Annotated in this window: 13 protein-coding genes and 1 tRNA gene; 5 read left to right on the top strand and 9 right to left on the bottom strand. The window is 46.4% G+C overall.

Translation table 11 applies throughout. From position 1 onward, the window contains the following. The first annotated feature begins 378 nt into the window (after positions 1-378). The 4 genes from QT990_RS15150 to QT990_RS15135 all read left to right on the top strand — a co-directional run bounded on the left by QT990_RS15150 (position 379) and on the right by QT990_RS15135 (position 5,632). Complete coding sequence (locus QT990_RS15150; RefSeq protein ID WP_333305692.1) at positions 379-2,187, top strand: tetratricopeptide repeat protein; 1,809 nt, start codon at positions 379-381, stop codon at positions 2,185-2,187. Then, on the top strand, positions 2,114-3,466 hold the full coding sequence (locus QT990_RS15145; protein WP_333305712.1) for a CHAT domain-containing protein: 1,353 nt from the start codon (positions 2,114-2,116) through the stop codon (positions 3,464-3,466). The genes QT990_RS15150 and QT990_RS15145 overlap by 74 nt, the downstream gene beginning before the upstream one ends. 251 nt (positions 3,467-3,717) lie before the next feature. Further along, positions 3,718-4,089: a hypothetical protein gene (locus QT990_RS15140; RefSeq protein WP_333305690.1), complete on the top strand. Its 372-nt coding sequence runs from the start codon at positions 3,718-3,720 to the stop codon at positions 4,087-4,089. Then, on the top strand, positions 4,076-5,632 hold the full coding sequence (locus QT990_RS15135; protein ID WP_333465417.1) for a hypothetical protein: 1,557 nt from the start codon (positions 4,076-4,078) through the stop codon (positions 5,630-5,632). Before QT990_RS15140 ends, QT990_RS15135 begins: the two co-directional genes overlap by 14 nt. Before the next feature lie 47 nt (positions 5,633-5,679). Here QT990_RS15135 and moeB read toward each other — a convergent pair whose 3' ends face one another. The 9 genes from moeB to QT990_RS15090 all read right to left on the bottom strand — a co-directional run bounded on the left by moeB (position 5,680) and on the right by QT990_RS15090 (position 13,631). Next, the gene (moeB, locus tag QT990_RS15130; RefSeq protein ID WP_333143231.1) at positions 5,680-6,840 is read right to left on the bottom strand and encodes a molybdopterin-synthase adenylyltransferase MoeB; all 1,161 of its coding nucleotides are present in this window, start codon (positions 6,838-6,840) and stop codon (positions 5,680-5,682) included. Positions 6,841-6,919: 79 nt separating this feature from the next. Beyond that, positions 6,920-7,399, bottom strand: a complete 480-nt coding sequence (locus tag QT990_RS15125) for a M67 family metallopeptidase (RefSeq protein WP_333465416.1) — start codon at positions 7,397-7,399, stop codon at positions 6,920-6,922. Between the two features lie 101 nt (positions 7,400-7,500). After that, positions 7,501-8,109, bottom strand: coding sequence for a Uma2 family endonuclease (locus QT990_RS15120; RefSeq protein WP_333465415.1), 609 nt, complete (start codon positions 8,107-8,109; stop codon positions 7,501-7,503). A gap of 181 nt (positions 8,110-8,290) precedes the next feature. Next, positions 8,291-8,518 carry a ferredoxin family protein gene (locus tag QT990_RS15115; protein WP_333054336.1) on the bottom strand — a complete coding sequence of 76 codons (228 nt, stop codon included), beginning with the start codon at positions 8,516-8,518 and terminating at the stop codon, positions 8,291-8,293. 144 nt (positions 8,519-8,662) lie between these two features. Then, positions 8,663-9,898, bottom strand: coding sequence for an ATP phosphoribosyltransferase regulatory subunit (locus QT990_RS15110; protein WP_333104609.1), 1,236 nt, complete (start codon positions 9,896-9,898; stop codon positions 8,663-8,665). 733 nt (positions 9,899-10,631) lie between these two features. Beyond that, entirely contained in the window at positions 10,632-11,561 is a 930-nt protein-coding gene (locus QT990_RS15105) for a DnaJ domain-containing protein (RefSeq protein ID WP_333143236.1), read from the bottom strand. 102 nt (positions 11,562-11,663) lie between these two features. Continuing rightward, positions 11,664-12,479, bottom strand: a complete 816-nt coding sequence (locus QT990_RS15100; RefSeq protein ID WP_333143237.1) for an inositol monophosphatase family protein — start codon at positions 12,477-12,479, stop codon at positions 11,664-11,666. A 233-nt stretch (positions 12,480-12,712) separates the two neighbouring features. Further along, positions 12,713-13,228 carry a thermonuclease family protein gene (locus tag QT990_RS15095; RefSeq protein WP_333143238.1) on the bottom strand — a complete coding sequence of 172 codons (516 nt, stop codon included), beginning with the start codon at positions 13,226-13,228 and terminating at the stop codon, positions 12,713-12,715. 34 nt (positions 13,229-13,262) lie between these two features. Then, positions 13,263-13,631, bottom strand: a complete 369-nt coding sequence (locus QT990_RS15090; RefSeq protein WP_190743866.1) for a 2Fe-2S iron-sulfur cluster-binding protein — start codon at positions 13,629-13,631, stop codon at positions 13,263-13,265. A 214-nt stretch (positions 13,632-13,845) separates the two neighbouring features. On the opposite strand from QT990_RS15090, the gene QT990_RS15085 reads away from it, so the two are divergent. Beyond that, positions 13,846-13,930 (top strand) — tRNA-Ser (locus QT990_RS15085). Positions 13,931-14,198 lie beyond the last annotated feature (268 nt).

Here is a 14,198-nt window from a genome sequence, read left to right as displayed (position 1 = left end):
AAACTGTAGGGGCGGGTTTTACCAACCATAATCGTCAATTATAGACAATCTGATAAACCCGCCCCCACCCAACCATAAATCACAATGTACATGGTGCCCGTAGGGGCGGGTTTCACCAACCATAATTGCCAATTATCGACAATCTCGAAAACCCGCCCCCACCCAACGAAAAATACCAACCTACATTTTCCGATGCGATGCAAATTCCAGGTTGATGTGGGTTATCGGTGGTGGGGGGCGGGTTTATCTAGATTGTTGGTATTCCTTAGATATTGTTGGTGGAACCCGCCCCTACAAAATCTGGGTAAAGGTATTGTGCAAAAATCCCTGGTTTTTCCCGCGCAAAAAATGTACAATATCCCAAACATGGGTAGTGCAATGAAAAGCAAAAAACAAACCTATTTCGACCTGATCGAATCCCTGATCAACTCCCCAAGGGACGAACAAATCGCTATCCTGCAAAACAATCTCGAACTAATCGACGATAACTTCACCTCAGTTTTGCGCGATTGGGCTACTCAAACTCTGGCAGAAATGGAGTTTCGCCAAGCTACAAACATTACTATTAATATTCTTAACTTCAGTGACTTGATTCAAGAGTTTCCGCTGGGAAGCAAAAGCAGCAATATGGAAATTGCCATTGCAGGCTACGAGGTGGGGCTGCAAATTTTTAAGCGAAATTTTTCGGCCGAATTTTGGGCAGCTATTCAAAATAATCTGGCAAATGCTTACAGTGACAGAATCAAAGGAGAACCGGGTGAGAATATCGAAAAGGCGATCGCATTTTATGAAGCAGCCTTAGAAATTTACACCCGCCCTGCTTTCCCGGAACAATGGGCGATGATTCAAAATAATTTGGCAACTGCTTACAGTAACAGAATTAAAGGAGAACGGGGTGAGAATATCGAACAGGCGATTGCATTTTATGAAGCAGCTAGTGAAGTTCGTACCCGCCATGCTTCCCCGGAACAATGGGCTGGTACTCAAATTTGTTTGGGAGTTGCTTACAGTTACAGGATCAAAGGAGAACGGGGTAAGAATATCGAAAAGACGATCGCATATTATGAAGCAGCTAGTGAAGTTTACACCCGCAAAGCTTTCCCGCAACAATGGGCGATGACTCAAAATAATTTGGCCAATGCTTACAGTGACGGAATCAAAGGAGAACGGGGTGAGAATATCGAAAAGGCGATCACATTTTATGAAGCTGCTTTACAAGTTTACACCCGCGATGCTTTTTCCCAACAATGGGCGATGACTCAACATAATTTGGCAAGTGCTTACAGTGAGAGAATCAAAGGAGAACGGGGTGAGAATATCGAAAGGGCGATCGCATTTTATGAAGCAGCTAGTGAAGTTCGTACCCGCCCTGCTTCCCCGAAACAATGGGCGATGACTCAAAATAATTTGGCAACTGCTTACTATAGCAGAATCAAAGGAGAACGGGGTGAGAATATCGAAAAGGCGATCCAACTTTTTCAAGCAGCTTTAGAAGTTTATACTCCCACCGGTTTGCCAATTGACTGTCTGCAAACAGGGCGAAATCTAGGCTATTTAGGATTTGCAGAAAGTTTGTGGGAAATAGCCATTTTCGGCTACGAAAAAGCCATCGAAGCAGTCGAACAAAGCCGCGAGTGGATTGCCTCCGAAAACCGCAAACGAGAAATCATCGAAGAGAACCTCAACGTCTACGAAAAAATGATGCAATCCTGCATCAATCACCAACAATATGACAAAGCCCTGCAAACAATCGAACGCAGCAAATCCCGCTACCTAGTCGAACTCTTCACCAACAGCGAAATCTACCCCAAAACAGCCACCGAAACCGAGAAACAGCAACTCCAAAACCTGCGCCGCCAAATCGCCGCCTCCCAACAATTCCTAGAAACAGAAACCCCATCTCCTCCCCCTCTTTCCCCCCCCCGTTGTAGGGGCGGTGCCCCCGTGCCCGCCCTCTCCCTCACAACGCACAACCCAAACCCGCAGCCTCAGCCCCGAATATTTCCAACAACAAAAAGCCAAATTAGAAACAACCTTGCAGCAACTAACACAACTGCTAGAACAAATAAAACAGCGAGAACCAGAATTCTCCCTAACTCAAAAAGTCGAACCCATCGACATCACCAAATTCCAACAAACCTTAGACACCGAAACAGCAATCATAGAATGGTACATCGGCAATTCTAACTCCCTAGAGGGCGGGCACGGGGGCACCGCCCCTACGGGTGGTGTCGCCTTCATCATCACCCGCGACAGCATAAAACCAGTCACATATACCACAACCGAAATAGGCGAATTAGAAACCTGGAAAAACAACTATCTCGACGAATACCGCAACAAAAACACCAACAAAACCTGGCAAAACACCCTATCCCAAAAACTCCAAAAACTCTCAGAAATCCTGCGACTAAACGAGATAATCGCCCACATCCCCCCCAACAGCAAACGACTAATCCTAGTACCCCACCGCTACCTGCACCTATTCCCCCTCCACGCCCTACAATTCACCTCAGAGGGCGGGCACGGGGGCACCGCCCCTACGAGGTACTTGTTAGACTGCTTCCCCGCAGGCGTGAAATACAGCCCCAGCTTGCAACTACTGGAACTCGTAAAAAATCGCATCACCACCAGAAACTTCCCCCCACCAAATCAGCAACAACTATTTGCCCTCCAGAATCCCACCGAAGATTTATTCAACGCCGACATGGAAGTAGAAACCATCAAAACCCGATTCAATCCCCATCAAATTTTACTCAAAAAACAAGCCACAAAAACCGCCCTCAACGAAAACCGAGAAAACCTCTCAAACGCCAACTACCTGCACTTTTCCTGTCACGGCGTATTCAACTTTGACTATCCGCTGCTGTCATCCCTAGTCTTAGCCGATTCCCTGGAACCATTACCCCCCAAATCCGTAGGGGCGGTGCCCCCGTGCCCGCCCGAACCCCCGCCCCCAGAGTCAAATCAGCCCGCTAAAAAACAGCGCTATGTCACCCTACGCAGCGGCAGAAAAGCCATCCCAGAAAAATGCCTCACCCTGCGAGAAATCTTTGCCGAATTGCAGTTACCGCAGTGCAGTCTCGTCACACTTTCCGCCTGCGAAACCGGGTTAACCACCTCAACCGCAATGACGGATGAATACATTGGTTTACCCAGCGGTTTTTTGTATGCGGGTAGCATGAATGTTGTCAGCAGTCTCTGGGCTGTCGATGATTTTGCTACGGCAATTTTGATGATAAAATTTTATCAAGAATTGCCGGATGCAGATTCAGTAGCCCTCGCTTTGAATGCGGCACAAAACTGGATGCGCGGGGTGAGTATGGAGGATTTTCGAGTTTGGGTAGGATTGTTAAATTTAGATGAAAAATCGAGCGAAAGTGTGGAATTATGGTTAGTGTGTTCGAGTGAGAAACAGCCGTTCCGCGACCCGAAATATTGGGCGGCTTTCTGTGCAACGGGATATTAAGTTAGGTGTGCAAACATAATTTTGTAGGGGCGGGTTCACCAACAATATATAACGATGACCAACCATCTAAATAAACCCGCCCCACCCCACAGACAACCTGCACCAACCCAAAATTTGCATCAAATGTTAAAATGTAAATTGTAATTGTTCGTTGGGTAGGGGCGGGTTTTCGAGATTGTTTGTTTCAGGCAATTATGGTTGGTGAACCCGCCCCTACGAATCTATTGTGTTTAATTACCGGAGGAATTACAATGGAACCTGACAAAATTATCAATGCTTTTCTCCAATGGCTGCATGAAAATCCGAGTATTTTCATGCCGACAGCATGGCAAGATTTACTCGAATTAAAAACAGAAATGGGAGAATTCGCAGACGATCAATTGTTTCCTATTGCTATGGCTATCAGCAAGTGGTGCGCCCGTCATCAATTGGGAGAGGAATTAAAAATTGCTGCCGCCAAAAACAAAAAAGATTTCGAGGATGCGGGCGAACCCACCCCAAGTACAACACCGCCGCTAACCAATATCACTCAAACTCTGCGTACCAGCATTGAAGATAGCTACAAAAAGCTTCAAGAAATCGCAGCAAATAATCAATCAGATACCAGCAATGACTCCAACTAGCAAAATCTATGCCCCCAACGTTTATTTATTTGCCTTTCACCTCTGCAACGCCATAGAATCAGAGTGGAATTCCCCTGTGGAATCCGCCAGTTTGTGGCAGAAGTGCGATGAGATTTTGCAAACTAAATTAGCAGTCAGTACAAAATTTAATGACAGCTATTTGCACAAAAAAGAGGAACCTGTCGGCTTCCGAGTTAACCTGATTAATAAACAAGTTGTTGGCAACCGCAAGTCTCTACCCTTTGATAAGGAGATTTCGGTTGAAAATCAGCAAATTCCTGTCAAGGGTTTTGCCCAACCGCTGCGAATTGATGACAGCTATGCCCTGGGTTTAAAAATTTTTGTCCCTGAAAAAGTTAACGGCATTAAAACACCTGCTGTCGATGTTAGCATCTTCAAGGAATTTAATCCCGATAACTGCTTGCTGCCGGATTTCGTGCAGAGTTATTTCGGGCAAACTCTGCTGCTTACAGCTTGGCTGAGTGTCGAACAAAATCAAGCGGCGCGGGCAGATTCGCAGTTTCTCCAAGCTTTAGGCAAACAGTGTCTCGAAAAGTTGATTTCTGGTCAAAATCAGCCGGATTTTTACCGTAAAGGCGAGTTATTCGGCAGTCCGATTTTGGAGTACGGCAATCCGAATCAGCCCGATAGTTACTGTCACATTATTATCTGGTTTTTCAACAGCCCGACAACTGATGAAATCTGGGATGAGACGCGGTACAGCGATTTTATGGATTTGTTTCTGTACCGAAATAAAATTATTCGCGCTTATCACGACAGCCGCAAGCTTTACGCCGTGACTCGCGAGGAATACAAGCAAATTGAACAGGATATTGACAAGACTTTTAAGTATTTGCAGCGAGATCAACCTCAGCAGAGGCAATCGAAAGGTGCGGGTTTAAAGGAGGAAGAATTAAAATATCTGGAAACTCAGATGATTGAGATGCCGCCTCGGGCTGTGAAGTATGCCCGAATGCTGATTGATTTGGAATTTCGCCAAAATACGATCGCAATTAACGCCCAAAATTACCAGGATAAATTAAATCAAATAAGTCTTGACATCAAAGCAGCTAAAAAGTACAATGATAGTGATGCCAATTTAAGTTTCCTCGAAACATTCAGCAAAGAAACTTGCCCGCAGTTTCAAAGGCAGATTCAAGCAGATTTAGGCTATTTCAAACACGGTTCCGGCTTGCTAGACCAAGCAACCGAGGCAATTAGAGCTATTGTGGCGATCGAAGAAGCTTATCGGGATGCCAAACTAGAGGTCACGATTCAAGCTGTCGGCTTTGGTTTGGGAGTAGCCGGGGTGGTGGCTGGAAGTGCTCCTTATTTAATTAAACAAGACCCTCCGAATCAAATTGTTGCTTTGCCTTTGCCTTTCCTGAAGGGGGGAATTAATTCTTTTGCGTTGGTATTGTTGATTAGTATCGGTGCGGGGGTAGTGGTTTGGGGTGTGGTTATGTTGAGTGCCAATTCCAAGAATCTACTAGGTAAGTTCAAGAATCTACTAACTAGAAATAAACAGTTCCCGCCGTCATAATCGCCGTTCTGGGCGGGCAAATCGCCCGCCCCAGAAAAAGATTAGCCTTAATATTGAGGTACAGACGGGTCTACTTCTTCACTCCAAGCAGTAATTCCGCCCTTAACATTAATCCCCTCAATTCCAGCTTCCTTCAAAATCCCCAAAGCCTTCGCAGAACGCCCGCCCATTTTGCAGTGTGCAATCAAGCGGTGGCCGTTCACCAATTCCTTGACCTTAGCGACACCTGCGCCCTGTTCGATATCCGGCAAAGGAACCAAAACCGACCCAGGAATTTGACAAATTTGATACTCATTGGGATTCCGAACATCCAACAAGACAAAATCCTTCGCACCGCTGTCGATTAACTCCTTAAGTTCTTTGACAGTCATCTCAGGAATTTGCGGTTGCTCTGCTGGTACTTTACTAAAGCCGCAGAATTCTTCGTAATCGATTAACTTTTCAATTACCGGGCGCACTGGATTCGGCCGCAATTTCAATTGCCGGAATGTCATATCTAAGGCATTGTAAAGCAACAATCGGCCGCTCAAAGTAGTGCCTTGACCCAAGATAATTTTGATAGCTTCCGTTGCTTGAATGCAGCCAACTACTCCAGGCAATACGCCTAAAACGCCGCCTTCTGCACAAGAAGGAACCATGCCAGGAGGCGGGGGTTCCGGGTACAAATCGCGGTAATTCGGGCCGCCTTCGTAGTTGAAAACTGTTGCTTGTCCTTCAAATCGGAAGATGGAACCGTAGACGTTGGGCTTGTTTAAAAGCACGCAAACGTCGTTCATCAAATAGCGAGTCGGGAAATTGTCCGTACCGTCGATAATGATATCGTAAGGAGTCGCAATGTCGATCGCATTTTCCGAACTAACGCGAGTTTCGTACAAATCAACTTGACAAAAAGGATTAATTTCTAAAATCCGATTTTTAGCCGACTCAATCTTCGGTTTCCCAACCCAAGAAGTGCCGTGAATTACTTGCCGCTGCAAATTAGAATGGTCTACAACATCAAAGTCTACAATCCCAATGCGGCCAACACCGGCGGCTGCTAAATACAGCAGCAGCGGCGAACCGAGGCCTCCCGTACCGATGCAGAGCACGCTGGCAGCTTTGAGACGCTTCTGCCCATCCAATCCAACTTCTGGCAGGATCAGGTGGCGAGAGTAGCGTTCGTATTCTTGTTTGTTGAGCTGGATCTCCTCCAGATTAGGATTTAGCATGATATTGTGTGTAGCGCAGATTTTGAATTACATCCTATCTGAATCTTTCGCATTTTTACGTGTTTGTTATTTTTACTAATTATTTCTTAATCTCAGTCGGTTCCTGTGCGAGAATTTCCTCTGCTTGAAAGTTCCCCTCTCCGTCAAGACTCCAACTGCGGATGTCTTCCCAACAGCCTTGTCGGACGGACACAATGATATAAGAGTATTGGGCCCAGGCCAATGTCCGATCGCACTCTGAGGGCACTGCGGGAGAATCCGTGTGAGAATGATATATACCGATAATATCCAGAGTGCGATCGCGCCCATGTTTCATCGCCCGCAACATATCTTCGGGCTTAATAGCATATCTGCGTCGTTCTGTCAATCCCTTTTCTTCAGGCCAATTCTCCTGGGCCTGTGCACTCCAAGCATTCTCAGTCGGCCAAACTTCCACTAAAGTTTTAACATCGCCAGTAACTCGACCCAGCAACAAACCGCAGCATTCTTCAGGATAAGCGCTTTCGGCGTGGGTACGCATGGATAAAATATGAGAGTCGGAAAGTGCGATCGGCTGCATGAGATTTTATTGTAGATTTTATTGTAAAGTGCGATGGGCTTTTTTTAAATTGTGGAACAGGCATCTTGCCTGTTCAATACTGGCTTTTCTGGAGATGTCTATTAATTTGAGGTTGGTGTAGCTGTTTGCAAAACAGTTCTATAAGCAATCACAGCTTCTGTTTGGTTAACATATCCTACATATTGACTCAATACAGAAAAGTCTAACTCAGGCAAAAATTCACTCCTCGAAATTAACTCATAACCCGACTCCCGCAAGTGGTAAATAGAAAATTGATCGTTAGCCCAAAACCAGACTTCAGGAACTTGCAAACCGCGATACACTTCTAGTTTGTCAACTCCACCGCTAGTCAGAGCAATTTCGATCGCAATATCAGGGATTTCTGCAAGTGCACCCAAGCAGTAACACTCATCTGGTTCCGCACCCCGTCTCACAGCTTCGCGGCGAAATGTAGCACTACCGTAACCGTTGAGATTAATTAGCCTTTCCACTGCATAAGTTTCTATCAACCGGGCAATAATTGTTTTAAGCCTTTCATGTTCGGGCGAATTTGTCATAATAATTTCTAACGTTCCTTCCAAGTAAGTCATCCTGGGGAATTCATCGACAAACATATCGGAAAGCTGCTCGTATTGTTCCCAAGTCACATCATATAGAATGACGCGCTGTTCAGTCGCTGGAGCGAGAGTTTTTGGATCTAAAAGTAGCATAATTAATTACCTGCACTTAAGATATCTCAACGTTAGATTTTTTCCTTCTTTCTCAACTTCTTCTCTGTGTCCTCTGCGGCCTCTGCGGTTCGTAAAAAAAGTTCCTATATAAATTTAACGAACCGCGAAGACGCTTATGACACAAAGGAAGAGAAGAGAAGGGGAAAAACAGTTAATTCAATCAAGTCGGAGTTTGCTGCAACTCAGGTCGCTCATCTGGAACGATCGCACCTTCGACAGGACACACCTGCAAACAAATACCGCAGTCAATACAGGTATCAAAATCAATCCAAAACCAATCAGTACCCTTGACATTTTTGCCGGGGCCGGGGTGAATGCAAGCAACCGGACAAGCGCCGACGCAATCAGCAATTCCCTCGCAAATATTCGTAACAATAGTGTGTGCCATAGTGTTCTCTCAAAAGATTTTAGTTAGATAGGGAATTAGCAATTAGCAATTGGCAAAACCTTCTCTCAATCAGCAGGATACATAATATCATATCGGGTGATTTTTAACCAATTACCAACTACCAATTACCAATTACCAATTAGCCTAATTTACCGTTTCAATTGTTGGCAATCCTTCGGCATTTACCCAAGCAATTTGAGCAATTCGTCGATCGCGCGCATATTCCCGCGCCGACTCTGCTGTCTCCCGACTCTCCAAATCTATTTCCACCCGAACTAGGTGAGTAGAGTCTCGGAGTTTGCGAGCGTAAGCAAACGCGGCGGCACTAGCTTCAGGAGTTTGAGCCACCACCAACCAGTCGCTAGCTGGCGTCTCCGTGGGCAACTGCCCCTCTGTCAGCAAAACTTGGTGCAAATCTTCAATATTCAGACAAAACCCGATGCCGGGGGAATTTTGCCCTTGGGGGTCGAACAGTCCCAACAGTTGGTCGTAGCGTCCCCCTTGTCCTAAAACTCGCTGTCCTGTCTTGCTGCTGCTGACAACTTCAAACACAATTCCAGTGTAGTAGTCAAATGTTTGAATTAAGCTCAAATCGAGGTGAATGTGGGATTTTAGATTGGGAATTTTTGACTGGCATTGGTGCAGCAATTCGATCGCAGATTTGAGATTATTTAACGCGGCTTGCTGCGGCAAATCTAAATCCAGCTTGGCAACAATTGGCAACACCTCTTCTGGCCGGCCGCGCAAGTCAAATAACAGCAGTGCTCTTTCTCGCAATTCGGTTGACAGTGGCAAAGTTTCCAAGGCAATTCGATCGAGATTGGCGATCGCCCCCCGAACTTTTTGGCGCACATTTGGCGGAAACGGTTCTAGCAATGTTGCAGTCAAGCCCGCTTCTCCCAAAACCAAATGCCAGTCATCAATTTCCAAGCTCTGCAAGCACTCAGACAGCAGCAGCAGCACTTCCGCATCCGCAACCGCCCCCCCCGCGCCGAGCAGTTCTACCCCAGCTTGATAGAACTCCTGTTGCCCGCCTGAGCCAGTATCTGGGCCTTTGCGGAACACGTTAGCGTTGTAGTAGAGGCGCTGAGGCTGCCAGCGAGTCCCGGCCATCCGCATTGCAGCCGCGCGGGCGATGGATGCTGTCAATTCCGGCCGCAAACCAAGTTCTCCATCCTCGGCGTCTTGCAATTGAATTAAGGTCGATCGGTCGATCGCGCCCCCAGCCATCAATGTCTCCAGCCTTTCTAGAGTAGAGGTAATAATCCGGTGATAGCCCCAGCGGTGAAAAACCTGCTGTAAGCGCCGTTCGATCGAAATTTTTTGAGCAACGTCAAGGGGCAATAAATCTCTTGCACCGGATGGGGGTTGGTGAACCATATCAATTTTAGATTTTAGACTTTAGATTTTAGATTGGGCTTAGAAGCTTAGCTTTATGGACGGTGTTAAAGTCGAAGGAGGCCAGCTTAACATTCGACTTTAACAAATTAACTACCAGCCGGGAAGTCCCTCGTTATATTTAGAGGGGATTAATCTGAGCGCTGCGCGAATTACCCCGTTGGGAATTACCGCAGGGATGTCCAGAAGCGTCGGATGTCGCGGACGGAAGCCGACAATTATTTCTTTATACCCATTGATAGTCTGGAAATACTCTGGTACTGTGTTAGTAAGTGGGGGTGGAACTACCTCACTATAAAAAGCCTTTGCAAAAAAGGAAATACGAAGCCTGCGTACTAACGGTACTCCGTTGAACGCCTGGTTTGTTCACGGTGTCATCTCAATTTTAGATTTGAGATTTTAGATTTTAGATTGGCCTTAGAAGCTTAGCTTTAGGGGACGGTGTTAAAGTCGAAGGAGGCAAGCTTAATCTTCAACTTTAACAAATTAAGGCGTGATAGCGTTTTCGTTTGCATCGCAATTATCATTTTCCCCGTCAGTGCGATCGTCCCGTTCTTTCTGGAGCATCCGCGGTCGCGGGACGATCGCACTGATGGTATAATTCCGATGTCACCGGCGTTGATATCACCAAGTCTTGATTTTTTTGAGCTACCTCACTCCACTGCTGAGCAGTTCACCCGTTTCTAAATATTCAAGACTCACAACTCACAACTTCTCACTTCTTCTTACCGCCAAACAAACTTGCAAAAAATCCTGGTTTCTCGTCACCTTTTTTGGCTTTTGCTGCAGCTTGTTCCAGCTTTTTCTTAACCTCCAAAGCCGTTGGTTCTTCAGGATTTGATGCCAAAGCTTTGTTCATCTCAAGTTTCGCCATTGTGGCTTGATTTTGTTCAAGGTAACACATTGCTGACAAAGCGTGGGTCTTGCTGTGTTTCGGATCGCGCTTCAGGCCTTCTTTCAACTCTAAAATTGCTTTGGCGTAACTTTTGCTGTCCATGAATCCTTGAGCTCGGCGGCAATAGGCTTCGGCCGGCGAGTCTTTTGCCGCAGTTGTGGTTGTGGTTGTGGTTGGGGTTGGAGTTGGAGTTGGAGTTGGGGTTGGGGTTGCATCTTTTATTGGGGTTCCATCTTTTATGGATGAACCGGGTGCAACCGCACCACCACCCATGCGCTCTTTTCGCAGCAGGTAAACCATGTTGAGTTCGCTAATTTGATCGATCGCCTCTTGCGTTTCCTTAACTGATTCGTACTGCTTGAGAGCGAGTTTGCTAACTGCTGTTTTGTAAGCTTCTTCCCAATTTTGAGCGGTAGCTAACTGTTTGGCTGCTGCGCTTTCAATTTGCATTTTTGCCTGTTCTTTAACGACGCGCTTGGCGATGGCTGCTAAGAGTAGCGTGTATTCTTTGCGATCGCTTTCCTTGGAAAATTTGTTGTAAGCCGGATTGACTACTTTTGACAAAAATTGGTTAGCCCAATCTTTATCGGCTTGGCTTTCAAAAGAGCAAGTATCCGAATGCAACCGGCGGGCGATTTTCATGTAGCGCTTGCGGATGTCGTTAAACTCGGCGTCTAAGGGAATTCCCAAAATTGCGTGCTGATCTGTAAAGTCGTACTTGAACAGCCCTTTTGTCATTTCAAAAGACATAACTTTTACTCTTCCTTTCCTGGCTTTTCACTATTCTTTAATGTAGCTTGAGTCAAGGGGTTCTGACCCCCGTACTACCCCCGATCTCTTGCTGCGGGTAGATTACCCCCAGGAAGATAACGGAGGAACTGCTAGCAGTGCGCCACTGAGTTCGGCGTGTATTTTGCCGTTTGTGGCCAAAATCCGACCCGAGTTCATCTCAAAGGCACTGCCGTCATAAGCTGTAATTTGACCTCCGGCTTCGGAGACTATGACTACACCTGCTGCTACGTCCCAAGGGGCGAGTCCCCGTTCCCAGTATCCGTCCGATCGCCCCATCGCGAGGTGTGCGAGGTCTAGGGATGCGGAACCGCTGCGCCGCACGCCTTGGGTGAGGTGGGTGAGGTGACAGAATTCGGCATAATTATTGTCTGCTGTTTCGCGCCGATCGTATGCAAAGCCAGTGACTAGCAAGCTGGTTCTCAATTCTGAGATTTGGGAAACTTCGATCGGCGATCGGTTGCAGGTTGCTCCCAATCCTTTGCCTGCCCGAAACAATTCATTATGAAAGGGGTCGTAAATTACTCCAATTTGTGGTATACCGTCGATTAAAAGTCCGATCGACACGGCCCAAAAAGGATATTGGTGAGCATAATTTGTTGTGCCGTCCAAAGGGTCGATCGCCCACAGGTATTTGCTGCTAGCATCCCCTAATTTGCCGGATTCTTCGGCGAGGATGGCGTGGTCGGGTACGTGGCGGCCCAGAATTTCTAAGATGACGACTTCTGAGGCTTTGTCGGCTTCTGTGACTAAATCGCCCGATCGGCCTTTTTCTTGAATTTTTTCTAATTTTCCGCAGAAAGATTGCAGGACGGAACCGGCGGCTAGGGCTGCTTCGGTGGCTATTTCTAAGAAGTTTTGCAGTTGATTGTCAGTCATTTGTTAGTTGTTAGTTGTCAGTTGTCAGTTGTCAGTTGTCAGTTGTTAGTTGTTAGTTGTCAGTTGTCAGTTGTCAACAATTCCCAACTGACCGAAAGCATCCACGATACCCGCCACGTGATTCATCCGTCCAGAAATAAAAACCTGTACCCGATGAAACTTGCCGAACGTATTTATCGGTGGGGTCAATGCTTCAATCTAAAATCTAAAATCTAAAATCTAAAATCGATTGACTATTTCCGATTTTGCTGGCGGAATTCTGCAGGAGTTTGGCGCAAAGCTCGTTCTGGATTCCACAGGCCTTTACCCATGAGTCTCGCCCATTCTTGAGCGTTCACGAGTCGCTGCTGGTATTTGGTGTTGGGCGATCGCGCTGAGGCCAGGGCATAACCTTCTTTGACTAGCAGTTCGTTGAGCAAAATTTTATCTTGCCACAAGTAGGCTAGTTTGCGATCGAACCGATCTTTCTCTTCGATGTCTGATTCTAACAATACCTGTTTTCCCCCAGTTAGCTGTTCTAGTCTTTGTTTGGCTGCTTCTCCCCAAGGCTGCTGTTTTAAATCCGGCGCATCAATACCAATCAGCCTGATTTGTTCTAATAAGGCTATTTTGTCGGCTGTACTGATAACTTCGATTGTTTGGCCGCTGATGGCCCTTTCTACTTTGGCGATCGTACCTTGGGGCATTTCGGGTTTTTGGCAGCTAGCTAACAACAGACAAAGGGCGATCGCACATAATCGATAAAGCATGGATAATTGGTAGTTGATAATTTATCAAATTGCCTTATTCTTCATCCAACGGCAAACCGGCTCTAACTTTTCCTTTGCCGAAGTAACGACCGAATTGCAGTTCGTACACTTCGTCTTCGTCTTGCGTCTCTACCTCGATGTTGGAACGGGGATAGCTGACGCACAGCAGGGCATAACCTTCTTTTTGCAGTTCCACCGAAAGCCCCATTGCTTCTGGCTGGTGCAGTTCTCCCGACTTGACGCGCACCGCACAGGCGGTACAAGCGCCGTTGCGGCAGGAAAATGGCAATTCTACTCCTTGGTTTTCGGCGCTTTGCAGGATGTAGCGGTCTTCGGGTACTCGCACGGTGTGGCGATCGCCTGTCTGTCTGTTATGAATTTTAATTGTGTAAGAGTGAGTCATGGAATTTTAGATTTTAGATTTTAGATTTTAGATTGGGGTTTGGCGGGCAAACTCCTTTAGATGAAGGGGTTTGCGACACAGCTAGGAGAATCCAAGCCCGCTCGTTTGACACCCTACCCACATTAAACAGTAAATTTATGCCGTTACCCCTTCCCAAATCAGATTTGTTCTGCTAAGATAGTTTAGCTGTGGCTAAATGAATGAATTTAGCCCTGGAGAGGTGGCCGAGCGGTTGAAGGCGCACGCCTGGAAAGTGTGTTTAGGGCAACTTAACGAGGGTTCGAATCCCTCCCTCTCCGTTAAACAAGCTGTTCAGGCAAAAAAACAGCTTGCAACAAAAATCTCTGATGTGAGATAAATACTTTGATTATTAGCGATCGCCCTTGAATTCTTTTAGAAAAATCAAGGGCGATCGCTTTTCTAGGGTCAGATGCCTCTGGCATGGGCATCGGGCATCGGGCATGGGTAATAGTTAGTGGTTACTGGTTAGCGGGACTTAAACATAAAATACGATAAAAATAGGTTATAATGCTTACATAGCAAGCATATAACGTTAAAAAATGACCC

Origin of the sequence: Microcoleus sp. T3_B1 (assembly GCF_036700445.1) — a bacterium.
Taxonomy (GTDB): Bacteria; Cyanobacteriota; Cyanobacteriia; order Cyanobacteriales; family Microcoleaceae; genus Microcoleus.
The sequence above is the reverse complement of the archived record's forward strand: the minus strand, read 5'-3'. Positions and strand labels throughout refer to the sequence as shown.